The 24,793-nt window shown below is 71.9% G+C and carries 17 protein-coding genes; all 17 read right to left on the reverse strand.

Annotated elements, in window-relative coordinates; all coding sequences use genetic code 11:
* Window positions 1–130 precede the first annotated feature (130 nt).
* The 17 genes from WMF31_RS33590 to WMF31_RS33670 all read right to left on the reverse strand — a co-directional run bounded on the left by WMF31_RS33590 (window position 131) and on the right by WMF31_RS33670 (window position 24,497).
* Window positions 131–982, reverse strand: a complete 852-nt coding sequence (locus WMF31_RS33590; RefSeq protein WP_436605856.1) for a lysophospholipid acyltransferase family protein — start codon at window positions 980–982, stop codon at window positions 131–133.
* A gap of 28 nt (window positions 983–1,010) precedes the next feature.
* The gene (locus WMF31_RS33595) at window positions 1,011–1,505 is read right to left on the reverse strand and encodes a hypothetical protein (protein ID WP_129345104.1); all 495 of its coding nucleotides are present in this window, start codon (window positions 1,503–1,505) and stop codon (window positions 1,011–1,013) included.
* A 657-nt stretch (window positions 1,506–2,162) separates the two neighbouring features.
* Window positions 2,163–3,620 (reverse strand): Asp-tRNA(Asn)/Glu-tRNA(Gln) amidotransferase subunit GatB, encoded by a 1,458-nt coding sequence (gatB, locus tag WMF31_RS33600; protein WP_436605857.1) that lies wholly within the window; start codon window positions 3,618–3,620, stop codon window positions 2,163–2,165.
* Between the two features lie 74 nt (window positions 3,621–3,694).
* The gene (locus WMF31_RS33605) at window positions 3,695–4,369 is read right to left on the reverse strand and encodes a NuoI/complex I 23 kDa subunit family protein (protein WP_436605858.1); all 675 of its coding nucleotides are present in this window, start codon (window positions 4,367–4,369) and stop codon (window positions 3,695–3,697) included.
* A gap of 11 nt (window positions 4,370–4,380) precedes the next feature.
* Window positions 4,381–6,147: a complex I subunit 1/NuoH family protein gene (locus tag WMF31_RS33610; RefSeq protein WP_436605859.1), complete on the reverse strand. Its 1,767-nt coding sequence runs from the start codon at window positions 6,145–6,147 to the stop codon at window positions 4,381–4,383.
* The gene (locus tag WMF31_RS33615) at window positions 6,144–7,838 is read right to left on the reverse strand and encodes a 2Fe-2S iron-sulfur cluster-binding protein (protein ID WP_436605860.1); all 1,695 of its coding nucleotides are present in this window, start codon (window positions 7,836–7,838) and stop codon (window positions 6,144–6,146) included. The genes WMF31_RS33610 and WMF31_RS33615 overlap by 4 nt, the downstream gene beginning before the upstream one ends.
* Before the next feature lie 77 nt (window positions 7,839–7,915).
* Window positions 7,916–9,130 carry an NADH-quinone oxidoreductase subunit D gene (locus tag WMF31_RS33620; protein WP_436605861.1) on the reverse strand — a complete coding sequence of 405 codons (1,215 nt, stop codon included), beginning with the start codon at window positions 9,128–9,130 and terminating at the stop codon, window positions 7,916–7,918.
* 3 nt (window positions 9,131–9,133) lie between these two features.
* Window positions 9,134–9,814, reverse strand: coding sequence for an NADH-quinone oxidoreductase subunit C (locus WMF31_RS33625; RefSeq protein WP_436605862.1), 681 nt, complete (start codon window positions 9,812–9,814; stop codon window positions 9,134–9,136).
* Between the two features lie 2 nt (window positions 9,815–9,816).
* Window positions 9,817–10,392: an NADH-quinone oxidoreductase subunit B gene (locus WMF31_RS33630; protein WP_436605863.1), complete on the reverse strand. Its 576-nt coding sequence runs from the start codon at window positions 10,390–10,392 to the stop codon at window positions 9,817–9,819.
* The gene (locus WMF31_RS33635; RefSeq protein ID WP_436605864.1) at window positions 10,380–10,736 is read right to left on the reverse strand and encodes an NADH-quinone oxidoreductase subunit A; all 357 of its coding nucleotides are present in this window, start codon (window positions 10,734–10,736) and stop codon (window positions 10,380–10,382) included. Before WMF31_RS33635 ends, WMF31_RS33630 begins: the two co-directional genes overlap by 13 nt.
* Window positions 10,737–10,979: 243 nt before the next feature.
* The gene (locus WMF31_RS33640) at window positions 10,980–12,101 is read right to left on the reverse strand and encodes a hypothetical protein (RefSeq protein ID WP_436605865.1); all 1,122 of its coding nucleotides are present in this window, start codon (window positions 12,099–12,101) and stop codon (window positions 10,980–10,982) included.
* Window positions 12,102–12,559: 458 nt separating this feature from the next.
* Window positions 12,560–15,064: an MXAN_6577-like cysteine-rich protein gene (locus WMF31_RS33645; RefSeq protein WP_436605866.1), complete on the reverse strand. Its 2,505-nt coding sequence runs from the start codon at window positions 15,062–15,064 to the stop codon at window positions 12,560–12,562.
* A gap of 212 nt (window positions 15,065–15,276) precedes the next feature.
* Complete coding sequence (locus WMF31_RS33650) at window positions 15,277–18,072, reverse strand: MXAN_6577-like cysteine-rich protein (protein ID WP_436605867.1); 2,796 nt, start codon at window positions 18,070–18,072, stop codon at window positions 15,277–15,279.
* Between the two features lie 217 nt (window positions 18,073–18,289).
* A complete protein-coding gene (locus WMF31_RS33655; RefSeq protein WP_436605868.1) occupies window positions 18,290–19,543 on the reverse strand; it encodes a lipase family alpha/beta hydrolase in 1,254 nt (417 codons plus the stop codon).
* An 836-nt stretch (window positions 19,544–20,379) separates the two neighbouring features.
* The gene (locus WMF31_RS33660) at window positions 20,380–21,249 is read right to left on the reverse strand and encodes a TIGR02757 family protein (RefSeq protein WP_436605869.1); all 870 of its coding nucleotides are present in this window, start codon (window positions 21,247–21,249) and stop codon (window positions 20,380–20,382) included.
* Complete coding sequence (locus WMF31_RS33665) at window positions 21,246–22,958, reverse strand: sensor histidine kinase (protein ID WP_436605870.1); 1,713 nt, start codon at window positions 22,956–22,958, stop codon at window positions 21,246–21,248. The genes WMF31_RS33660 and WMF31_RS33665 overlap by 4 nt, the downstream gene beginning before the upstream one ends.
* A gap of 12 nt (window positions 22,959–22,970) precedes the next feature.
* Complete coding sequence (locus WMF31_RS33670) at window positions 22,971–24,497, reverse strand: GAF domain-containing protein (RefSeq protein ID WP_436605871.1); 1,527 nt, start codon at window positions 24,495–24,497, stop codon at window positions 22,971–22,973.
* Between the last annotated feature and the right edge of the window lie 296 nt (window positions 24,498–24,793).

Consider the following 24,793-nt stretch of genomic DNA (forward strand, 5'->3'; position numbering starts at 1 on the left):
TCGGGACCTGCCAGGGCATGGCGGCCGGGGGAGGGTTGCTGCCTTCACGCTCCATGATGATCGACGGCGGGCCGCATCGTAGCGAGGGCCGATCTCAGAAGCCAGCGGCGCCGGAGCCGAGTGTGACGGTCTATATGTCGGAGCCGAGCCGCGCGCGGGCGCGATGGACCAGCGTCTGGACGGCCTGATGCGATTTCTCGCGGATCGCGTCGACGTCCTGGCCCGCGGTGGCGATGGGCGCGCCGACCTCGAGCGCCACGGGGATACGTCGCGCACGGCTCACGCGGGCCATGTGCGCGGTGAACGACTCGTCGATGTAGGACGACTCCGCGCCGCCGTAGGCGATACCGGCAGGGACGATCTCGGCGCTGACACGGCACGCCGCGGTGAAGCCGCCCGCGCGGAACGGCCGCACCTCGTCCCCGGAGAACGTGGTCCCCTCGGGGTAGACCATCACACCACGGCCCTGGCTGAGCGCGGAGCTCATCGCCTGCACGACCGCGGTGCCGCTGCGCCTGCTCGATCGGTCGACGAACAGCGTCCCGACGCGGCGCGCCGCCATGCCGATGACCGGCCAGCCGGCGAGGTCGGCGCGGCTCACGATGGTGGCCTCGAAGAAGGCGAGCGTGATCATGATGTCGAGCGCGGAGCGGTGGTTCATCACGAACAGCCGCCCGAGGCCGGTTGCGTCGCGGCCGGGATGGTACCCGGCATCACCGGCGGCGCGTCGCCCCGCGCCGTCGGCGACGCCCCCGGCGCGCGCGCCGACGAAGGGACCGCCGGCGCGCACGTCGAGGCCGTACAGCCTGAGGAGCGCGCGCCCGTAGCGGCGCATCCATGTGTGCAGGACCACCTCGCGCTCCGCGGCGGCGGAGAGCGCGGTGTCGACCTCGAGCAGGCCGTACATGCCGAAGGTGAGGCCCACGAAGCCGGCGGTGCGGAGCGGGAAGCGGAGGGCGTCGAGGGGACGGGCGGTGACCATGCGTCGAGGGTCCTGTCGGCCGGGACGCTCAGGGGGCGAGGCGGTCCTTGAAGAGGAACTGCATGGCCGCGAAGCCGCCGAGCGCGCCCATGGCGCCGTAAGTGATCGCGTAGCCCGGGATGTAGAACACCGCCGTGACGCCGGTCACCGCGAGGTTCTCGGCGATCTCCGGGGGAAAGGTCGCGTAGAGGCCCGCGAGGAGGGTGCCGAACACGAGCTTGATGACGATGTCGAGGACCCCGGTGATGACGCCGGCCGTGACGCCCGCGAGGGCCCCGCAGAGCGCCGCGTCGTTGCTGGAGAGGCGCTCGTTCGGGTGCTCCTTCAGGTAGAGCGAGACCGCGAGCGCGGCGCCGGCGACGTTGAGCAGGCAGAAGCAGCAGTTGAGGAGGTTCAGCAGGGGAATGCTGGACAGCACCCCGCCCACGGTGCCGCCGAGCAGGGCGGGCTTGAGGAACCGCTGGATCTTGTCCGTGCTGCTGCCGCCGCCGCCCCCCGGCGGGGCGCCATACGGCGGTTGCATGCCGGGAGGCGGGGAGTAGCCGCCGCCGGGAGCGCCGAAGCCGCCGGGAGGACCGCCGTAGCCGGCTCCGCCGGGAGGGCCGTAGCCGCCGCCGGGTGGGGCTCCGCCGGGAGGGCCGTAGCCGCCTCCGGGTGGGGCTCCGCCGGGAGGGCCGTAGCCACCTCCGGGTGGGGCTCCGCCGGGAGGGCCGTAGCCGCCTCCGGGTGGGGCTCCGCCGGGAAAGCCGCCATAGCCGCCTCCGGGAGGAGCTCCGCCGGGCGGGCCGTAGCCGCCTCCGCCGGGAGGACCGTAGCTACCTCCGCCCGGAGGACCGTAACCGCCCCCGCCGGGAGGACCTCCGCCCGGAGGACCGTAACCGCCCCCGCCGGGAGGACCTCCGCCCGGAGGACCGTAACCGCCCCCACCGGGAGGACTCCCGCCCGGCGGACCGTAGCCGCCCCCGCCGGGCGCGCCGTGGCCGCCGCCCGGAGGCTGTCCCCATCCGCCGCCACCGCCCCCAGTGCCGCCCTGGTTCATCGCTCGCTCCTCCTCCGACACGCCACGCGCGCCAGATACGCCCCCGCCCGCGTGACCCCCTTGCAGCGATGCCGCCGGGGCCCTCGGCGAGAGCTCCTGCCCGACCACCCTATTTCACGCGGGGGCGCAGAGAAAGCGTCTTCACGCACCCGGGGCGGAGCCGCCCTCGAGCAGCCGCCGCAGCACCTCGTTCACGACCGCCGGGCTCGCGCTGCCCCCCGTCCGCTTCATGATCTGCCCCACGAAGAAGCCGAACAGCGCGGTCTTGCCGGCGCGGTACGCCGCCACCTGCTTCTCGTTCGCGGCGATGACCTCCCCCGCGATCGCCTCGATCGCGGAGGCGTCGCTCATCACCGCCATCCCCTTGTCGCGGACGATGTCGCCCGGAGCCCGGTCGGTGCCGGCCATCTCCGTGTACACCTCCTTGGCCTGCTTGCCGCTGATCGCGCCCTCGTCCACGAGGCGCAGCAGCCCCGCCACCTGCGCCGGAGAGACCGGGAACGTGGCCGTGAGCCCCGTCGTGCGGGCGTCGCGCAGCACCTCGCTCTGCACGAAGTTCGCGACCTTCACCGCGTCGCCGTGGAGCCGCGCCGCCTCCTCGAAGAACGCCGCGATCCGCGGGTGACCGGTCAGGACCGACGCGGCGTACGGCGTGAGCTTGAGCGACTCGGTGAAGCGCCGCCGCTTGTCGGCCGGCGACTCCGGCAGCGCGCCGCGCACCTCGGCGAGGAACGCCTCGTCGACGACGAGCGGCGGCAGGTCCGGCTCGGGGAAGTAGCGGTAGCCGGACTCGTTCTCCTTGTCGCGGAGGAGGTACGTCTCCTTCCTGTCCGCGTTGTACCCGCGGGTCTGCTGGCGCACCCGGTCGCCCTGCTCGATGAGCGCGATCTGCCGGCGGATCTCGAGATCGATCGCCTCCGCGACGAAGCGGAACGAGTTGATGTTCTTGAGCTCCGTGCGCGTGCCGAGCTTCGCCTCCCCCACCCTGCGGACCGAGACGTTGGCGTCGCAGCGGAAGCTGCCCTGCTCGAGGTTGCCGTCGTTCACGCCGATGAACATCAGGATCTCGCGCAGCCGCTTCAGGTACTCGGCCGCCTCGGCGCCCGAGCTCAGATCGGGCTCGCCCACGATCTCGATGAGCGGCGTGCCGGCGCGGTTGAGGTCGACGATCGAGAGGCCGCCGATGCCGTGCAGGTTCTTGCCGGCGTCCTCCTCCATGTGCACGCGCGTGATCCCCGCCCGCTTCCGCCCCGCCTCGGTCTCGATCTCGAGCGCGCCGCGCAGCGCGAGCGGCCGATCGAACTGGCTGATCTGGAAGCCCTTCGGCAGGTCCGGGTAGAAGTAGTTCTTCCGGGCGAAGACGCTGCTCTCCTGGATGGCGCAGCCGAGCGCGAGCGCCGCGCTCACCGCCATCCGGACCGCGTCGCGGTTCAGCACCGGCAGCGCGCCCGGCAGCCCCAGGCAGACCGGGCACGTATGCGTGTTCGGCGGGTCGCCGAAGCTGGTCGCGCAGCCGCAGAACGCCTTGGTGCGGGTGAGGAGCTGCGCGTGGACCTCGAGCCCGATGACCGCCTCGAAGGAGCCGTACGTCGTCGCCATGGCCGGCCGTTCTAGCAGAACCGCGCCCGGCAGCGCTCCCCCCTCTGCGGGGGAGCGCCGCTGCGGTGGTCGCCTCAGTGATCCGCGTGGTCGCGGGTGAGCCCCGGGTGCGTCGGATCGCCCGGCTCGTGGCGTGGGTTCGCCGAGAGCTGCGCGCCGGCGCGGTCGGAGAGGCTCATGAGGAGATCGCGCCTGTAGATGAACTGCTCGCGCGAGTCGTAAGGCACCGCGTGCTTGCCCGTGTCCATCCGGATCGCGTCGACGGGGCACGCCTCGACGCAGTAGCCGCAGAACACGCAGCGGAGCTCGTCGATGACGAAGCTGCTCGGGTACCGCTCGTAGCCGCGCCGCCGATCGCCCTCGGGGTACTCGGCCGGGTCGATCGCGATGCACTGCGCCGGACACGCGGTCGAGCAGCACAGGCACGCGACGCACCGGGGCGAGCCGTCCTCGCGCAGCGTGAGCCGGTGGATCCCCCGGAAGCGCTCCGGGTAGGGGCGCTTCTCCTCGGGGTAGCTGATCGTCGTCACGCCCGGCTCCAGCGCCTCGAGCACCGGATCCGGCTTCTGCCCGAGCACCATCTCCTTCGTGTTCTTGAAGAAGTGCTTCATCGTGAGCCCAAGCCCCCTGAACACCTCGGGGATGTAGGACTGCACGTCGGCGTTCCGGACAGGGCGCGGGATCGGCTTGCCAGCGACCGGCTTGCCGGCCGGCTTCGTCCAGGGGTTGCTCTGGGGAGCTTTCGCCATGGGGATCTCCTCTACGCCTGCTGCGGCGATGCCTTGGTGCCACCCGCGGCCGCGGCGAACCGCGCCGCGGTGGAGTGGAGGAACCGATTGCGCTCGACCGGCTCGAGCAGCCCGGCGATCACCGCCACGACCGCCGCGAACCCGCCCACCGCGAGCACCACCTGGGAGATGTCCGCGGCGACCTGGAGGCCGTCGCGGAGCCCCGCGGGCGCCGCGTCGACGGCCAGCACCAGGATGCCCGTCAGCATCATGTTGCCGATCGCGAGCGGCAGGAGCTTCGTCCAGCCGAGCCGCATCACCTGGTCGTAACGGAAGCGCGGCAGCGTCCAGCGGAAGAAGACCTGCACCCAGGACATGAGGATCGTCTTCCCGAAGAACGCGACGACGTAGAGCGCGCTCACGGCGAGGTGCGTCATCTTGTACTGGAAGAGCGTCGTCTGCCCGATCACGACGTTGATCCCGTCGCGGTCGAGGAACGGCAGGTGGTAGCCGCCGAAGAAGAGCGTGACGAGGAGCGCGCTCGAGGTGATGAGCTCCACGTACTCGCCCGTCATGAACATGCCGAACTTCATCCCGGAGTACTCGACGAAGTAGCCGGCGACGATCTCGCTCTCGCCCTCGGGCTGGTCGAACGGGATGCGCTTCGTCTCGGCGGCGAGCGCCGTGATGAACAGGAAGAACGCGAACGGCTGGACGAAGATCCCCCACGCGTGCTGGACCTGCCACTGCACCATGTCGCCGAGCCGGACGCTGCTGTAGATGATGAGGAGCCCGACGATGCTCAGGCCCATCGCCACCTCGTAGCTGACCATCTGGCTCGCGGCGCGGAGCCCGCCGAGCAGCGAGAACTTGTTGTCGCTCGCCCAGCCGGCGAGCGCGGCGCCGATGACGCCGGTGCCCCCCATCGCGAAGAGGTAGAGGATGCCGACGTTGAGATCGGCGATCTGGAGGCTCACGACGTGGCCGTTGCACGCGAGCGCCTGGTCGACCGTGTTCTTGAGGAGCGGCAGGTCGCTGAAGCCGAAGATCCCGTCGCCGTTGTCCCCGAAGCAGAGCTTGTCGCCGAACGGGATGACCGCGAACGTCACCAGCGCCGGGAACATCGCGAGCAGCGGCGCGAGCGAGTGGAGGAGCCGGTCGGCGTTCTTCGGGATGAAGTCCTCCTTCCAGATCATCTTGATGGCGTCGGCGGCGGCGTGGAGCGTGCCGAGGAGGCGCAGCGGCACCTTGCCCTCGGGCACGCGCGACGCGGCGTAGACGCCCGACGCGAAGAGCAGCGCGGCGAGGAGCCCGCACGCGACCCGCGCCGCGAGCGGCGCCGACGAGAGCGGGACCGCCTGCGTCACGAGGAAGACGACCACGTGGGCCGCGACGCCGCCGTAGAAGATGCCGCGCGGGTCGACGGCGGCGAGCGCCTCCTCGGCCGCGTTGATCGGGCCGCTCCGGCGGGCCAGCCCGCAGAACACGAGGAGGTTGAACCAGGCCACGAGGACCGCGAGCTGCGCGCCGATCACCATCGTGTCGCCGGCCGCGGGCAAGGACAGCTCGCGCGTCGCCGTGAGCGCGGCGAGCGCCCCGAGCACCGTCGGGGGCAGGAGGACGATGCCCCGCACGAGCATCGACGGCAGGTAGACGACCGCGCGGTTCGGGCCCACGCGGTCCTGCACCATCGCGCCCTGGCGCCGGTCGGCCCAGGTGGCGATCGCCGCCATGTTCAGCAGGAACAGCAGAACGATGAGGATCTTGACGATCGCGAGAACGAGCTCGACGCCAGTCATGCCGTGGCCTCCGTCTTCTTCGGCTCGGGGCGCGCCACGTCGGCGACGGCGGTCGCCGCCGACGCGTGCGGTCCGGGTGCGCCCGCGGGCACCGCCCCGGGGGCGGCGCCGCCCGCGATCGCGCTGGGGGGCATCGCGCGGCGGATGTCTGCGAGGGTCTTCCAGCCGGTCGCGTACCCGAGCGTGCGCCCGAGCCGACCGATGAGCTCCCAGGCCGGGCGCGCGTCGCCGTGCGGGAGCAGCGCCCGCTCGCTGCGCTGCGCGAGCCCCTTCCGGTTCACGTACGTGCCCTCGGCCTCGGCCCACGAGCACGCGGGCAGCGCGACGCGCGCCGCCTTCGCCAGCGGCCCCTCGTGAGCGGCGATCGTCACCACCCCCTTGAGCCGCGAGAGCGCCCGCTGCGCCTCGCCCGCGTCGACCTCGAGGTCCGACCCGAGCGCGATCACGTACGCGTACTGCCCCGACGCGATCCCCTGGAGCAGCTCCGCGACCGGGCGCGGCGGGGTCGCCGCCGCGATCTCCATCACGCCGCGCGTGTTCGGGTTCTTGTCCTCGCTCATCAGGATCTCGTCGCCCCGGCCGAGCGGCTTGCCCGTGACGAAGAAGTCGGCCGCGCCGAGGTACGTCGTGGCGAGGTGGTAGAGGGCGAAGTTGTCCTCGTTCGAGTGCTGGGCGGACAGGACGATCGCGACCTTCGCCGGATCGTCGGCGTGGCCCGCGAGCTGCTCCTTGGCCGCGGCGAGCGCGTCGTCGAGGCTCGCGTCGTCGTTGCCGACCAGCGCCGTGAGCAGCCGCCCCTCGACCGCGTGCCGGTACGAGAGCATGCCCTCGTCGCACATCCAGTACGTGTTAACCTCCATGTTCTCGCGAGGCCGGTGCCGGTACGGCGTGTTGTTGCGCGGGTCGTAGTCGAGGTACGCGTTGCAGCCCGTCGCGCAGCCCTGGCACACGGTCCGGGCGCTGCGGAGGAACCAGACCCGCGCCTTGAACCGGAAGTCGCGCGACGTGAGCGCGCCGACCGGGCACACGTGCTCGGTCATGAGCGTGTAGTCGTGGTCGAGCTCGCGCCCCGGCGAGACCGTGATCTCGCCGAGGTTGCCGCGCTCGCGGACCGAGAGGACCGGATCGCGGGCGAGCTCGTTGCAGACGCGGATGCACCGCGTGCAGACGATGCAGCGCTCGGCGTCGTAGACGATGGTCGGCCCGAAGACGACCGCCTTCGGCTTGTGGACCGGCTCCTGCCGCATCCGCTTGCCGGTGCGCTGGTGCTCGAGCCAGTAGTCCTGCAGGCGGCACTCGCCGGCCTGGTCGCAGATGGGGCAGTCGACCGGGTGGTTCAGGAGCAGGAGCTCCTGCACCGCCGAGCGCGCCTCGGCCACGTGGTCGCTGCTCTCGGACAGCACCTCCATGCCGTTCGCGCACGCCATCTGGCAGGCGGGCTGGAGCTTCGGCTTCGCCGCGGGCACGTAGTCCTGCTTCGCCGGGTCCCACCGGAGGATGTCGAGGCTCATCGCCGGCCTGCCCGGCGGCGGCAGCACCTCCACCAGGCACATCCGGCAGTTGGCGGCGACGGAGAGGCCGGGGTGCCAGCAATAGTGGGGGATGTCGATCCCCGCGCGGTGGGCCGCCCGGATGATCGTGTCACCGCTCTCGAAGGGGATCTCCCTTCCGTCGATCTTGATCGTAGGCATCGTGGATCTCGGTTCCCGGCGGGGCCAGCCGGCCCCGGCTCCTTGAGTCGATGACGGGAGCGCTCCTCTCGCCGTCGCTAGTGGTCGCACTCCCCGCCGATCATGTTCAGCGAGCCGAAGGTCGGCACGACGTCGGGGATCATCAGGCCGGTGATGAGCTGCGAGAGCCCCTGCGTGGTGGCGAAGCACGGCGGGCGGATGCGGACCCGGTAGGGCGTGCCGCTGCCGTCGGAGACGAGGTAGAAGCCGAGCTCGCCGTTGCCGGCCTCGGTGTACGAGTAGCACTCGCCGGCGGGCACCTTGATGCCCTCCATCACGATCTTGAAGTGCTGGATGGTCGCCTCGATCGTCGTGTAGACCTCCTCCTTGGGAGGCAGCACGATGCGCGGGTCGTCGATGTTGATCGGCCCCTCGTCGGGCATCTGATCGAGCGCCTGCTCGATGATCCTGCCCGCCTGGCGGATCTCCTCCTGCCGGCACATGAACCGATCGTAGTTGTCGCCGCGCGTGCCGACCGGCACGTCGAAGTCGAAGCGGTCGTAGACCATGTACGGGTGCGCGCGGCGCACGTCGTACGGCACGCCGGTCGCCCGCAGGCACACGCCCGTCCAGCCGAGCGCGAGCGCGTCCTCCTTCGAGATCACCCCGACGCCGTCGAGGCGATCGAGGAAGATGCGGTTCTTCAGGATGAGCTTCTCGGCGTCGTTGACGAGCGCGAGCACGCGCGCGAGGCCCGCCCGGACCATCGCCTTGAAGTCGGCCGTGGGCGGCTTCGCCATGCCGCCGACACGGCCGAAGCTGTGCGTCAGGCGCGCGCCGGTCTCCTCCTCGAAGATGTCCCAGAAGATCTCGCGCGCGCGGCAGAGGTAGAGGAACGGCGTGAAGGCGCCGAGCTCCATGCTCATGGCGCCGCTGCAGATCATGTGATCGCAGATGCGCGCCATCTCGCCGAGGATCACGCGGTAGTACTGGCAGCGCTCCGGCACCGTGACGCCGAGCATCTTCTCGACCGCCAGCGCGAAGCCGACGTTGTTGAGCATCGGCGAGACGTAGTTGAGCCGATCGACGTACGGGAACACCTGCGTCCAGGTGCCGCGCTCGCACATCTTCTCGAAGCCGCGGTGCAGGTAGCCGATCTGCACGTCGGCCTTGTTGATCTGCTCGCCCGACAGCTCGAGCACGATCCGCACCGTGCCGTGCATCGCCGGGTGCGAAGGCCCCATGTTGAGGAGCATCGGCTCGCTCGGCAGCTCGAGCTCGCCCTCGTCAAGATCGCGATCCAGGGGTTCCATCGATCAGCTCCGGTCCTCCAGCGCAGCCGCGCCGAGGCCCTGCGGTTTGCCGTTGTCGGAGGCTTCGTCGCCGCCGGTCGACTCGACCGACGCGCCGTTCGCGCGCTGGTACAGCGCGAAATCGTGCGACTGGCGGCCGAAGCTCATGCCCTCGTCGGGGCCGAACGGCGGCAGCTTGCCGGTGTTGGGCACGTCGCGGAACGGCACGAGCGGCTGGATGCGGTTGGCCGGGTAGTCCTTGCGCAGGGGGTGCCCCTGGAACTCCGGGTACATCAGGATGCGCCGGAGATCGGGGTGCCCCTTGAAGACGATGCCGAGCAGGTCGTAGCACTCGCGCTCGAACCAGTTCGCGCCCTTCCACACCGGGACGAGCGAGTCGATCTCGGCGCCGTTGCCCTCCTCGTCGCCCACGCGCGCCTTGATCCGGATGCGGTGGGCGCGCTCGAGCGAGCGCAGGTGGCAGACCACCTCGAAGCGGGGCACGTCGCCGCGCCAGAGGTAGTCGACCGCCGTGAGGTCGACGAACATGTTCATCAGGCTCCGCGGGTCGTTGCGGAGGAAGAGGGCGACGTCGCGCCACGCGGCCGGCTCGATCACCGCCGTGTCGTCGCCGAACTGCGAGTGCGTCTCCAGGACGGCGTCCGGAAAGTGCGCCGTCAGGAGCTCCAGGACCTTCTTGCTCATGACTAGATCCTCTCCTTGCGCTGGAGGGCGACGAGCCGCTCGGCCTGCGCGGGATCCTCGCGCGGCTTGACGACCGCGGGCGTGCGATCGCCGCGCGCGATCTTGTCCTGGAGCAGCATGAGGCCGTCGAGCACCGCCTCGGGGCGCGGCGGGCACCCGGGCACGTAGATGTCGCAGGGGATGATCTTGTCGATGCCGGCGAGGGTCGTGTAGTTGTCGTAGAAGCCGCCGCACGAGGCGCAGGTGCCGAAGGCGAGCACCCACTTCGGGTCGGCCATCTGCTCGTAGATGCGCTTGAGCGCGGGCGCCTGGCGCTGGCTGATGGTCCCCACCACCCAGAGCAGGTCGGCCTGGCGCGGCGAGAAGCGCGGCACCTCGGCGCCGAAGCGCGCCATGTCGAAGCGCGGGCTCGCCATGGCCATGTACTCCATCCCGCAACACGCCGTCACGAACGGGTACTGGAACAGGGAGTACTTCTTCGCCCAGTTGAGCAGCGCGTCGACGCGGGTCGTGGCAAAGCCGTGCTCGGTGCCCTCGAGCACGCGCGTCGAGGCGCCTCCGCTCGCTATTTCTCCCATTCCAGAGCTCCCTTCTTCCACACGTACACGAGCACGACGACGAGCATCGCGATGAACGAGCCCATGGTCGCGAGGCCGGTCCAGCCGAGTGAGCGGAACTGGACCGTCCACGGATAGATGAGCACCACCTCGATGTCGAAGACGACAAAGAGGATCGCCGTCAGGTAGAACTTCACGCTCGGCTTGACGAAGCGTCCGCCCGTCGAATCGCTGCCGCATTCGTACGGGATCATCTTCTCGGCCGTCGGGTTCTTCGGGCCGAGGAGCGACGTCAGCGTGAACATGCCGAGCGCGACGACGGCGGCCACGAGAAACAGCAGGAACAGGGGGATGTAGGTGGCCATCGAGAGAGCACTCCTGCGGGTGACCCCTGGATAGGGTCGACCGTCTCGCCCTGGCGTGCGGCACTCCAGGCGAGACCTCGGGGCCCGCGGCCCCGAACCATGCAGTCCAAAACGGTGAGAGCTGCGCGGCGATGCTGCCGGAAACAGCTAAAAATCCGAGCGATCTCGGCTTAATTCGCGCCGGATCTAGCCGCCCGCCGCGGGGGTGTCAATGGACCCGGTCGGGAACGTGCGGGCCGCATCCTAGGAGCGGCTCGCGGCCAGGACCAGCCCCCTCCAGGCGGTGAGCGCCGTGCCCAGGGACGCCTCGATCTCCTGGATCTCCTCCACCATCTCGGCGTCCGGCACGCCGGCGGTGCGCGCCTCGCGGATGCAGGCGAGGGCGGCGACGAATTTCTTGCGCTGCACGAACGCCCGCGCGAGCAGCGGCCAGATCTGCTTCGGCGGGGCGCCGAGGTTCGCGGCGCGGCGCAGCGGGCCGATGGCCTCGCCCGCGCGCCCGTCGTCCAGCATGGCCTCGCCGAGCCGGCGGAAGATGTCGCCGGCGGCGGCGCCGTCGTGCGCATACTGGACGGCGAGGCGCATGACCTCCTCGCCCTGGTGCTCCTCGCCGAGCTTGACGCACGCGGTGCCGAGCAGGCCGAGCCCCTTCGCGATCAGGCTGCGGGCGTCCGGCGTCAGCATCTGGCCCTCGGGCGTGCGCAGGAAGATCGCGAGCGGCGCGGGCCACGTGCCGAGGAGCTGGATCACCTTCGGGTAGTCGCCGCGCTGGGACGCGATCTCGGCCTCGGCGACCTTCGTGAGATCGATCGCGGAGCGCGCGCCGGCCGAGGCGCGCTCCAGCTCGTCCCGCACGTGCGAGCGGATGCGGGCGCGGAACTCGTTGAGCTCGTGCGTCTCCTCGATGCCGTCGCGCAGGAGGAGCAGGCGCGAGGTCTTCCCCTCGACCGACAGCTTGCGCAGGCTGTAGCCGTAGAGCGGGGCGAGCAGCAGGTAGCGGACGCCGATGTGGAGCTGGAGCCCCTCGAGGTCGGTGTCGCGCTCGGGGGCCGGCGGCGTGGTGTCCTCGGTGAGGAGGGCGCCGACGAGGCGGTGGCGGAAGTCCGCGAGCGTGAGCCGCTGGACGTCGCCGTCGATGTCCTCCTCGCCCGGCGGCGCGATGACGAAGTCGACCAGCGTGTTGTCCGGGTTGCGCCGATCGACGGTGAGCGCCGTGATGCGGGCGCCGGTGATCATCGAGAACGCAAAGAACGCCTCGCCCACGATCTCGCAGAGGGCCTGGAAGCTGCCGATGCCGTCGCCGATGCGCTCGAACCAGCCGTCGGTCCGGACGGCATCGAGGGAGAACACGCGTTCCTTAGGCATGGTTCGACCCGGATCACATCATGGGGACGGTCCCGACGGACGGGCGCTGGTCCCAGGGGGGCCGAGCCTCGCACGGGTGGGCGCGGCTCTCAAGAAAACTCCTAGGGAGGCCGCGGCGGACGTCGTCCGGGCGTGGGGGGCGCCCGCCATCACCCTCCTCCGTGCTGCCACGCCGGGCTACCTGCCCCGACGGGGTGCTGAGCCCCGTACCGCCCAGGTCCCACGCCCGGTGCCGGGCTTTCTTCCGGGTTGCCCGGCCCCCGGAGGGTGGGGCTGCGCGCGGGGGGCTCACCTCCGGGGCTTGCGTTCCGGCGAGCCCCTGGCGTGGCTCGCCTCCACTCCAGCCCCTCCAGTGAGCCCCCCGCGCGCAGCCCCACCCTCCGGGGGCCTACCGCGATCGGCGTGGGGGCGGCGATCGGATCGCGGCGCGGGGCCGGCGACGGGGCTGCGGCGCGGGGCTAGGGAGTGGCCGCGGTGATGTTCAGCGTGAGGATGCCCGACGCGGAGGGGCGGCCGTCGCCCACGATCGTGATCACCTGCCCCTCGGTGAGGGTCACCTCCACCCGCGAGGCAAGGCCGCTCGCGTCGTCGTTGCACGCGAGCTCGGCGCCGGTGCAACGCTCGCCGTCGTGCACGTGAAGGACCGTGTCGAAGCTCGAGGACTGCGTGTCGATGACGTAGGTCCCCTCGGCCGGCGCGGTGAAGCGATAGACCCGGTCGTTGCCGCTCGACGCGGTGCAGCTCGGCGCGGCGGAGTCCGGCTGGAACAAGGTCGAGCCCGTCACCGTCTGCGGCACCGTCGAGCCGAGATCGATCGGGCTCGCGCAGGTGGCGTCGCCGTCGAACAGGCTGACGTTGAGCTTGTAGGCGCCAGACGCCGACGCGCCGGAGCCATCCACGACGACGACGACCGCCTGGCCCGCGACGAGCGGCACCGCCACCCGTGACGCGCTGCCCGGCGCGTTGTCGTTGCAGGCCAGCGACGCGCCGCCGCACGTGCCGTCATGCACGTGGACGATCGTGTCGAAGCTCGATCCGAACGTGTCGAAGACGTACACGCCGTCCGACGGCGCCGTGAAGCTGTACGTCTCCTCGGCGCCGCCCGCGGTGCCGCACGGCGCGCGCACGAAGTCGCCAAGGCCGGCGGTGGTCCCCTCCACCGTCTGCGGGACCATCGACCCGAGGGCGTGCGCCGGGCACGAGGGCGCGGGGACGCCGTGCACGTTCAGCGTGTAGGCGCCCTCCTGCCCGTGCACGCCGTCCACGATCACGTACACCGTCTGCCCCTCCGCGAGCGGCAGGGTGACCTCCGCGTGGTCCCCGGTCGGCGCATCCTCGTTGCAGCCCAGCAGGGGGCCCGCGCAGCCGCCGTCGTGAACGTGGAGCACCGCGTCGAAGCTCGAGCCGAGCGTATCGAACGTGTACCGGCCAGCGACCGGCGCCGTGAAGCTGTGGCTCACCTCGGGGCTGCGACCCGGGTTGCAAGGCGGGGCGAGGTGATCGTCGAAGCCCGACGTGGTGCCCTCGACCGACTGCGAGATCGAGGGGCCGAGCTCGACGATGGGGCACGGGGGCGGCGCCCACGCGGAGATGTTCAGCGTGAAGGGACCGCTCTCGCCGCCGGCGCCATCCACGAGGGCAACGACCGTCTGGCCGGCCGTGAGCCGCTCCGTGATGCGCGACTGCGGCCGCCCCTGCGCGTCGTCGTTGCAGGCGAGCACCGCCCCGTCACACCCGCCGTCGCGGAGCTCCAGGAGGGTGTCGTACGCGGAGCCGAACGTGTCGAAGACGTACACGCCTTCGGCCGGAGCCGTGAAGGTATATGCCGCGTCGGGGCTGCCGGTGTGACCGCAGATCGGCGTGATCCCGTCGCCGAGGAGGGCGGTGTCGCCGGAGATCGCCTGCGGGACGGTGGTCAGGATCTCGTCCCCGGAAGGACAGCGCGGGAGCGCGGCCTTCGCCACGTTGAGCGCGAAGTCGCCCTCCGCGCCGTCGAAGCCGGTCACGACGATCAGGACAGCCTCGCCCGCCTCGAGGACGACACGGACCCTGGACTGCTTGCCCAGGTTGTCGTCGTTGCATCCGAGCTGCGCGCAGGAGGTCGCGTCCAGCACGCCAAGGGCCGTATCGAAGGTGGATCCGAAGGTGTCCAGCGTGTAGGTCCCCGCCTCGGGCGGCGTGAAGAGGTAGACCCGCTCCGCCGCACCGGCAGCCACGCACGCAAGCCCGTAATTCGACTCTCCACCGGCGGTGGTCCCGGTCACCCGCTGCGGGAACGTGGCGCCGAGCTCATCGTAGGTGCCGAGGACGCAGGTGCAGGCGCCCTCCTGGCAGAGCGCGCCTCGGCCGCACTCGACCCCGCACCGGCCGCAGTGCAGCTCGCTCGTGTGCAGGTCGACGCACGAGCCAGAGCAGTCCTCCAGCCCCTCGGCGCAGGCGCAGGCGCCGCCCACGCACAGCTGGGTCGGCGAGCAGCGGGCCCCGCATTCACCGCAGTGCGCCCTGTCGCTTTGGAGGTCGACGCACGCGCCGTCGCACGCCGTCGTGCCGTCGGCGCAGGCGCAGACGCCGTCGGTGCAGCCCTGCCCCGGCGCGCACCGCGCGCCGCAAGCGCCGCAGTTCCGTGGATCTGCACGGAGGTCCACGCAGCCGCCCGCGCACTCGGTCCGATCGTCGGCGCAGTCCCCGAGGGGCCCGCCCACGCCGAGGCCGATGTCGCCGCCGCCCTCGCAACGGCCCTCCGCGCAGCCCCGCCCCCCGGCGCAGGCGACGCCGCACGCGCCGCAATGGTGGGCGTCGGTCCGGATATCGACGCACTCGCCGTCGCACCGCGACAGCCCCTCACCGCAATCGCTCACCCCGCCGGAGCTCGCGGCGCAGGACGACGCGAGGACCACCCCTGCCGCCAGGAGAAGCGCAGCGGTGGAGAGGGTGGGCCTGAGGCGCAATCCGGATCGGTTCATGATCTCGTTCCTGGGATCCCCGGCCGTCCGAGGCGGGGAATGGCGGGTCGCGCGCCAGGATACGCGCTCGGGCGCGGCATCCGCAACCGGCGGACCTGCGGGATTGCCCGGATCGGCCGCGGCGGCGCCGTGACGCGCGCGGCCCCACGGCGCGGTGGATGACAGATCTCCAGGTCACGCCCCATCGCCAGGGCGGCTCGCGGCGCGCCGGCTCAGTAGGCGTCGATGTGCAACGTGAAATTGCCTGGCTTCGATCCGTAGCTGTCGACCACGAGGGTGATGACCTGACCGGCGGTGAGCTCCAGCCTCAGGCGCGCCGCCGCGGTGCCGGGATCATCGTCGTTGCAGGCGAGCGGGGCGCCGTCGCAGCCCCCCGAGCGAGCGTGCAGGACCGTATCGAAGTCCTCGCCGATCGCGTCGATGACATAGGTCCCGGCGACCGGGGCGGTGTAGGTGAACACCGTGTCCGGGCCGTCCACCGAGACGCATTCGGACGCCATCGAGTCGGGTTGAATCACCGAGGCGCCGGTCCTGGTGAGAGGCAGCTCCGAGCCGAGATCGATCGGCGCGGCGCAGGTGCCGATCTCCTCGAAGGGGGTGATGTTCAGCGTGTAGCTCCCCTCTTCCATGGAATAGCCGTCGACGATCACGGCGACCGTCTGGCCGGCGCGGAGCGGCACGTTCACCGCGGACTGGCTGCCGCCCGCGTCGTCGTTGCAGGCGAGCGCGTCGCCGGCGCAGCTGCCCTCGCGCACCTGCACGATCGTATCGAACGCGGACCCCACCGTGTCGACGACGTAATAGCCGTCCTCCGGCGCCGTGAACGTGTACACGACGTCGGGCGCCGCGGCGTCGTCGTCGCAGCTCGTGTCGTGCGTGTTCGGCCGCGCCGTGGTCCTGCCCTCCGCGGTCTGCGGGACGGTCGAGCCGAGATCGATCGCCGTCGCGCAGGTGCCCTCGTCGGAGACGCGCTCGACCGTGAGCATGAACTCGCCCGATTCCACGGCGGAGCTCCCGTCCACGGCGAGGAGGATCGTCTGGTGCGCCTCGAGCTCCATGACGAGCTGAGACTGCTGGCCTCCGCCCGCGTCATCGTTGCAACCGAGCTGGGGCCCGGCGCAGCCGCCGTCGCGCGCGTGGAGGACCGTGTCGAAGCTCGATCCGAACGTGTCGAAGACGTACGTGCCGGCGGCCGGCGCGGTGAAGCCGTAGGTGGCCTCGCCGCCGCCGCCCTCGCCGCAGCTCGGATCCAGCATATCCACCGCGCCCTCGGTCGTCCCGGTCACGGCCTGAGGCACCGTCGACCCGAGATCGATGAGCGGGCACGACGGGACCTGGGTCTGGCTCACGCCGAGCGAGAAAGGGCCGGAGCTCGAGCTGCCATAGCCATCCACGACCACGACCACGGTCTGCCCCTCGTCGAGCAGCACCCTCACCTGCGATTGCGCGTCCGACGTGTCGTCGTCGCAACCCAGGCTCGGGCCGTCGCACGTCCCGTCGTGGAGGTAGAGGACCGTGTCGAAGGAGGAGCCGAAGGTGTCGAAGGTGTAGAGCGCGCGCTCGGGCGCGGTGAAGCTGTAGGTCACCTCGGGGCCGTCGCCGCCACCGCACGGCGACGACAGGGCGCTCTCGCGGGCCTCGGCCGCGGAGTTGCCCGTCACGCGCTGCGGCACCGCGGAGCCCAGATCATGCTCCGGACAGGGGGGCGCCACGTACTCGGTGACGCTCAGCGTGAACGCCCCGGCGTCGCCGGCGTTGCCGTCGACCACCGCGACCACGGTCTGGCCCGCGGCGAGGTCCGCCGCGACGCGCGACTGCTTTCCCCCCGCCGCGTCGTTGTTGCAGACGATCACCGAGCCGGCGCAGGTCTCGCTCCGTAGCTCGAGGAGCGTGTCGAACGAAGAGCCGAAGGTGTCGAAGACGTACCTGCCGTCGCGCGGCGCCGTGAACGTGTAGCTCGCGTCCGAGCTGCCGCTCGCTCCGCAGTGCGGCGCGACGGCGTCGCTGAGCCACGTGGTGTCGCCGCGGATCGTCTGCGGGGCGTCCGGCTCGAGGGTGCCCGTGGGGCAGACCGGCGGGGCCTCCCGCCCGATGCGCAGGGAGAAATCGCCCTGCTCGCCGTCGTAGCCGGAGACGACGACGAAGACCGCCTCCCCTTCATCGAGCTCCACCGAGGCGCGCGCCTCGCGCCCGCCGAGATCGTCATTGCAGGCGAGCACGTCGCAGGCGTCGGCGCCCAGGACACCGAGGACCGTGTCGTAGCTCGACCCGCGGGTATCGAACCGGTACAGGCCGGCCTCGGGCGCCGTGAACCGGTAGATCCGCGCCGCGGAGCCGGTGCCGCCGCAGGCGAGCTCGAGGCGCGTATCCGCGCCCACCGTGGTGCCCGTCACGCCCTGCGGGACGGTCGAGCCGAGATCCTCGCGCGGGCCGCCGAGGCAGGTGCACGCGCCCGCATGGCAGGACAGGCCCGGCGCGCAGGCCGCGCCGCATCCGCCGCAATGCAGCGGGTCGCTGCTCAGATCGACGCACGCCCGGGAGGCCCCCGCGGCGACGCACGCGGTGAGGCCCTCATTGCAGCGGCACGCCCCTTCCGTGCACGTCTCGTCGGGGGCGCACTGGACCCCGCAGCGACCGCAATGGACCGGGCTGCTCTGCAGGTCCACGCAGCCGCCGTCGCACTCGGCCTCGCCGGCGCCGCACGTGGGGACGTCGACCCCGCCCGACGCGCTCGCGCTGCCCGCTCCGGTCGCCCCGCCCTCGCCCACGCACGCGCCCGCCTCGCAATGCTGGCCGTCCGCGCAGACGCCGTCGCAGGCGCCGCAGTGCTCGGGGTCGGTCTGCGTGTCGACGCACGCGCCTCCGCACAGCGAGAGATCGTCATCGCACGCCGCGAGGGTGTTATCGCCCCGCGCGCAGGACGCCGCCGAGGCGAGGACGAGCGACGCGATGGCCCACGGCGCCGCGGGGGACCGCTCGAGCCGGGAGCGCAATCCGGGTTGATTCATGAGCTTCCTCCGGCGGACAGCGTGCCCCTGTGGCGCTGCTGGACCGGGGTGCGAGGATACGCCTCCTCGCTTTCCCTCTGCAATGAGGGAGGCGCGCCAGAAGCGGGCTCGTTCGCCCTCCACACACACGGATGGGAGAAGGGACGAGCGATCATGAGAAGGAACGATGCGCTGTCCGCGCGGCGCGCGGCGCGCGGCGCGCGGCGCGGACAGCGCCTCACGCGGACGGAAGGTCGGGCAACGGGTCGGCCTCGCTGGAGGTCGGCTGTCGCGCCTGGATCGCCTCCAGCGCCGGAGCGCCCGTCTCGGGCCCCGCGACGTCGGCGGGCTGCTCTTGCTGGTCCGGGCCGAGGAAGCGCGCGATGGGCTCGAAGAGCTCGACCCCGGTATAGGCCCCGACCGCGAGATCCCCGTGGCCATAATCCTCCCGCGCCCCGAAGTCGCGCCCGAGCACGACAAAGCGCTTCGGCGTCTCCGGGTGATCGCGCCCCCACGCGTCGAAGGCCGCGCGCACCGACGAGACAGGCGCTATCCTGTCGGCGCTGCCCGCGATGAACAGGGCCGGCGCCGCGACGGAGGCGAGGCCGTCCAGGACTCTCTCCCCGTTGACCCGGATTTCCCCGTCGCTCGCCAGCCAGGTGGCGAAGTCCGCGTTCAGCGCAGCGGGGATGTCCTCGATGCAGTTGACGAGCGCGATCCGCGTCACGCCGGGAGGCACGTTGCGCGGATTGGCCACGGCGTGGTGGAGCGGAGTCGGCACCCACTCCGAGGCGAACGCGACGCTGCGTGCCATGAGGCGGAGCGGGACGCCCGGGAGCAGCCGGCCCGGGACGTGACGGATGAGGCGGAGCGGGACGCCCGGGAGCAGCCGGCCCGGGACGTAAGGGAGGAGGCGCGTCGGCGCGACGAGGCGGCCCGGCGATCCGACGATGACGACACGGCGGATCTGCTCGCTCGCCACGCTCCGGCCAAGCGCGGCATAAAGGAGCATTCCGCCCATCGAGAAGCCGACGTAATCGAGCGAGCGGGCGCCGGTGCGCCTCAGGATCGCATCGACGGCGCAGGGGAGATCGTGCTGCGCCATGGCCGAGAAGCGGACGCTGCGCCGCTCGACGCGCGTGAGGAGCCGGCCGCTCCGCAGCGTCAACAGCCACACGTCGCGTCCGAGCGCGGCGAGGTGGCGGGCCAGCGAGTAATCGGGGTGGATGTCCTGGTTTCTGTGGTTCGCGGCGAGCCCGTGGACCAGGAGGATCGGGGGCAGATCCGGCTGCTCGGTCGCCGTGGGCGGACGCGGGACGCGGCGGAGCTCGATGCGCGCGCCGTCCCCGGTCTCCAGGACCTCCTCGGCGCAGTACTCGAGCGGGAGGGTCAGCCGCTTGACCCAGTAATAGAGGTGCGCCCACAGCGCGATCGCGGCCAGGACCGCGAGCGCCAGCGCAGCGAGGAGGTAAGCCCCGAATGTCCAGACCATACGCCCAACCTATTCACTGGCGCTGCCGCCGCATCCGAGCGGCCTCGACGGCGTCGCGCCCCACGCCGGCGAGGGAGCGCGACCCCGCCGTGCGCCGGGCCTGCTCACGAGCCTGACCGTCAGCCTGATCCTGCATCGATGCGAGCCGCATGTTGCTCGATCGTCTCTTCCGGTGCGCGAGAACTGCACGCGGCGTGAGCCCCTCGATGTCGCGGCGCTCGAATCGATTGCGGTCCTGACGGATTGCCCTCGACGCGCTCACGCCAGGCCGGCGGCCTCGTCCAACCGCGCTGGGCTGATCCTGGAGATCGTCGTGTGCCCCGCCCACGGCGGCTCGGCGCGAGACACCTACAGCAGGGGCGAGCACAAAGGTTCCACGCGCAGCGGTCCGCGCCGTGGCATGCGGGTCGCAAGAGGTCGCGGGAGTCGAACGAGAGAGAGGCGGCAAGCGTTCCGGAACGCGTCCCGGTGCACCTGGGGCACGCAGTACCAGAACGCCGCAGCGGAGCTCGGGGGGGCTCCGCTGCGGCGTTCCCTTTGTCGCGGGCGAAGGGACACAGCCGTATGCCGCCGCTGCGCAGAGCCGAAATGAAAAAAAGCGCCTCGCGGACCTGGGGGGGGAAGGTCTCCGCGACAGCGCTCGCTCGGACTTAGAGCAGGCTCTGTACCAACTCTGCTTCAACCAAATTTCAGCAAGTTGCACTGACGAAACCCGCGTTCATCTCACAAGTGCAAACCAGAACTGAAATCCATTGCAATTTCGAAGGGCCACGCCTCCCCTGGGAGAGCGGCGGAGCCCGCTTCAGCGCAGGCGGAAACGAGCGCGTTCGGCGTGATCACGGCGCCCAGTGCCGACAGACCGGCCTCACGCCGCACCCCTGGCAGCGGACCGGATCGCGCCGGGACGGGCACTGCTGGAGCATGCCGAGGTGGCAGAGGGCGAAGTCGTACTTGACCGGATCGGCCGGATCGAAGCGGCGGAGCGACGCGGTGATCTCCTCCGCCGTCTTCCAGGTGGCCCCCCTGCGGTCGGTGAGGCCGATGTTGTAGCCGAGCTTCTGGATGTGCGTGTCGACCGGGATCAGCAGGGCGGACGGCGGTACCGGCCACAGGCCGAGATCCACGCCGTCGGCCGGGCGGATCATCCAGCGCAGCAGGAGCATGAGCCGCTTGGTCGCGCTGCCCTTCTCGGGGTCGGGCAGGATGTGCGCCGCCCCCCGGTCGTCGGGCCGGCGGTCGAGCCCGCCCGCGCCTCGGATGGCCCGCACCCAGGCGCCCAGGGCCTTGCGAAGGTCGCGGCTGCGCGCGAGCTCGGCCGCGAAGGCCGCGCCGAGCGAACCCGCGGCGCGCTGCACCCGCCGCGCGCCGAGGAGGAGCTCCGCGAGGTCACGGTCGCGGTAGACCCGGTGCCGGAAGCCGCGCAGCCGCGCGGACACGGCCCGTGGGTCGTCCGCGGTGTGGGCGATCTCCGGCCCGAGCCGGTCGAGCGCCTCGGCGATCTTGGCGCGCAGCGCCTTCACGTTGCCGAAGGCGAGCGAGGCGGCGATGAGGGCCACGAGCTCCTGGTCGGCCGGGTCCGTGTACCGGTGAACGAAGGAGACCGGGTCCGCCGCGCGGCGCTCCTCGACGGCGCACCGCGCGCGCACGTCGTCGAGCGCCGCCTTCAGGGCGGCGGTCCGCGCGGCGTCGCGCCGGGGCGCCGTCACGTCGCCCCCCCTCCGACCTGCGCCCTCTCGGCCCCGGCGCTCGCCGGATCGGGCTGCGCCCCGGCGGGCGGCGCCAGCTCCGGCGCGTCCCGGTCGGGCGGGAGCGCGGGCAGCGACACGATGAAGGCGCTGCCGCGACCGTCCTCCGTGAGCGGGCTCTCGACCCGCGCGGCGCCGCCGTGGCTCTCGGCGATGTGCTTCACCAGCGCGAGCCCGATCCCGCTGCCGCGCACCTGGCGCTCGCTCGCCCGTCGGCCGCGTACGAAGCGCTCGAAGATGTGCTTCTGCTCGGCCGGATCGATGCCCGGACCGCGATCGCTCACCCGGATGGCGACGCGGTCCGCCGCGCGGCTCAGCGCGAAGAGGCGCCCGCCGCCCCTGCCCTCGGCCTCGACCGCGACCTCGACGCGGCCACCGTCCTTCGCGTACTTGAGCGCGTTGTCGAGCAGGTTCACGATGGCGAGCTCGAGCGCCCGGGCGTCGATGAGCGCCTCCGGCAGCCCTGCGGCGATCGTGAGCTCGACGGTCATCTGCTCGCGCTCGGCGCGGTAGCGGTACATGTCGACCGCGCGCGTCACCACGTCGGCGACGCTGCCGCGGGCGAACTCGTAGGCGGCCTTGCCCCGCTCGACCCGCGCGAAGTCGAGGACGTTCTCGATGAGCGCGGTGAGCCGCTCGCTCTCGCTCACGATGATCTGCAGGTACTGGCGGCGCTTCTCGTCGTTGGGGACGCGGTCGCCGAGCAGGAGCTCGCCGAACATGCGGACCAGGGACAGCGGCGTCTTGAGCTCGTGAGAGACGTTCGCGACGAAATCGCTCTTCAGGGCCGCGAGCCGCCGCTCGTTCACGGAGGCGAGCACCACGATCGCGAGCCCGGCCAGGGCGACCACGGCGGAGAAGCCGACCATCAGGATCTCCATCAGCCGCTGGCGCTCCACCTTCTGGCCGAGCTCCTCGGCGGTGGTGAGCGCCATCTGGAGGCGCCAGTTGTAGAGCGTGGTCGGGAACGGGCGGCCCACGGTGAACTCGCCGCCGATGATGGGCGGGCCGAACACGATGCGGCCCTCCTCGTCGATGACGTTCATCCGGCTCTTGTCGCGATCGAGGTCGCGGAACAGGCGGGGCATGACCTCGTGGACCAGGCGGGGCACCTCGTGCCACGCGATGACCAGGAACCTCCGGCCCTGGTGCTCGCGCTGCCAGTAGCTCACGAGCAGGCTTTGCTGATCGATGACGTGGTGGAGGTGGCGCAGCTCGGCCGTGTCCCCCGCGAAGTTCATCTGCGGCAGGAGGCGCGCGAGCAGGAGCTTGCGGAACGCGTCGTCCTCGCGGCCGGACGCGCCGCGCGAGGCGAAGGCGAGCACGTCGTGGGCGTCGTGGTCCATGTCGAGGACGAGGATGGCGCGCACGGTCGGCGTCTCGCGGGCCGCCGTGGGCAGCCAGCGGCGCGCGATGACCGAGAGGTTTGCCACGTCGACGTGCGCGGCGACCACGTTGTCCTGCGCGATGATCAATTTGTCGAGCCGGTCGACGCGCTCGTCGGCGAGGGTGAGCGTCGCGTCGAAGACGGTCTGCTGGCGGGCCTTCTCGATCTGCAGCGTCGTGCGGAGGGCGATCCCGCCGAGCACGAGCACGGCGACGACGATGGCGGGGACGAGGGCGAAGTACGGGACGCGATGGCGCTGCCCGACGGAGGGGAGGAGGTCCATCGCCGAGCTCCGCTAGCGGGCGGCCCGCTTCGCCCCTGCGGTCACGCGCTTCGGGTCGAGGACCACGCCGCGCGCCCCGACGAACTCCGCGAACTGCTGGCCGATGTAGGTGAGCGCGTGGCCGTCGCCCTCGGAGAAGGGGCCGCCGTCGAGCGGGTCGCCGAGCTCGAGGAGGCCGAGGTAGCGGCCCGCGAGCTCCACCGGCGCGCAGACGACGCTGCGCGGCGTGACGCCGAGGGGCGTCCACCAGTCGTTCAGCGCGCGCTCGTCCCTGGACACGTCGGGCACGACGACGGCCTGCCTCGATCGCATGGCGGCCTGGGCGAGCGGCGCCCGCTCGGGCAGCCTGGAGAGCAGGGCGCCCTTGCCGCCGTGCTGGCGGACGAGGACGAACTCGCGCCGGTCGATGTCGAAGAGCGACACGAGCCCGACGGCGCACGGGATCTTGTCGAGCGTGAGCGCGAGGACGAAGTCCGCGCCCTCGAGCGTGTCGTGGAGGAAGTGCAGATCGCTGCACGCCTCGAACAGCTCGGCGATGAGGTCGTCGCCGGAGAGGCGCCCGGCCTTCGGCGGACGGGAAGAGCGCCGCGGCGGAGGCCGGCTCGACATGCGGGGGCGGCCCTCGGCCGGCGCCGGCGTGGCCCGAGGAGACGACGGCGCGCGCCGCTCCTCGCCCGGCGGCGCGGCGGCAGGGGCGGGCTCGGCGGCGGCTGGCGCCGCGGCGGCAGGGGCGGGCGCGGCGGCGATCATGGGAGGCGGCGGCGCGGTGGTGCCGGTCCGCGGGCGGAACTGGATCTCGGGCTCATCCGAGCGCCAGTCCTTCCACGCCAGGGTCGCGAGAGGGCCGCGCTGAGGCCTCTCCTTGAAGACGTGATCGAACACGGCGATGTGGACGAACTTGCCCGGACGAGCGTCATCGATCCGCTGGCGCGCCTCGTCGAGCCGGGCGATCAGCAACGCCTTGACGAGCTCGCGCGGGGTGCCGGGCGCAACCGCATAGACGAGCTCCCGGTAGGTGAGCGGCGAGCGCTCGGACGGGTTCTCCTCGCGCTGCGACACGAGCTCGAACGGGGGAAGCGCGCTGGGCTCGGGCGCGGCCGCGGCGCCGGGCTCCGGCGGCTGCGCCGCGCCGGCCAGATCCTGCACGAGGAGCGCGGCGCCCAGCGAGATGAACGGGACCGTCGCCGCCACCGGGCGCTTCCTGGGGAGAGGGGCCTCCGCCTCGGCCGCCTTGGGCGAGGCCGCCACGGCCGGTGGCGCCCCCGCCGCCGGTGGCGCCCCCGCCGGAGGCTCCGCCCCGTCCGTCAGCGCCGCGTTGTCCGGCGCGCGCTGCACGACGTAGCGCACGCGCGTCACTGGATCGATCGCCCGGTAGCCGCTCTCCAGCAGATCCACCGAGAAATTGCTGAGCGGACCGTCGTCGCCGCGGAGCGCCCGGGCCCTCTGCAGCGCGGGCTGCCACTGCGGGGCCTCGACGCACAGCTTCCTGCTCGGCTGTGCGTTCTGCCCTGGCGACGAGATCTCGACGAACCAACGCATCGTTTGCGGTTCCAATCCGCGCTGGCGCTGACCGGGGCGAGCGCTCTGACGCGAGGATCTTTCTACTCGACGCCCACGAGATGGGTCAACGCGCAGGCCGCCCGGGGAGAAGGCTGTTTTTCGAGGAAGGATCGGAGACTCCTCGGACCACGACCGCGGGGGATCCTCGGGCCCTGTCCTGAGGCCGCTGCACGGCGCGCGGCGAAGACGCCGCAGACGAAGCCGCTCGGCCACTGAACGGCCGCCGGGTATCGCTGTCGAGCCAGACGGATGCGCGCGCGCCCTGCGCGGCAGAA

It is taken from the genome of Sorangium sp. So ce1036, assembly GCF_051369805.1.
Taxonomy (GTDB): domain Bacteria; phylum Myxococcota_A; class Polyangia; order Polyangiales; family Polyangiaceae; genus Sorangium; species Sorangium cellulosum_F.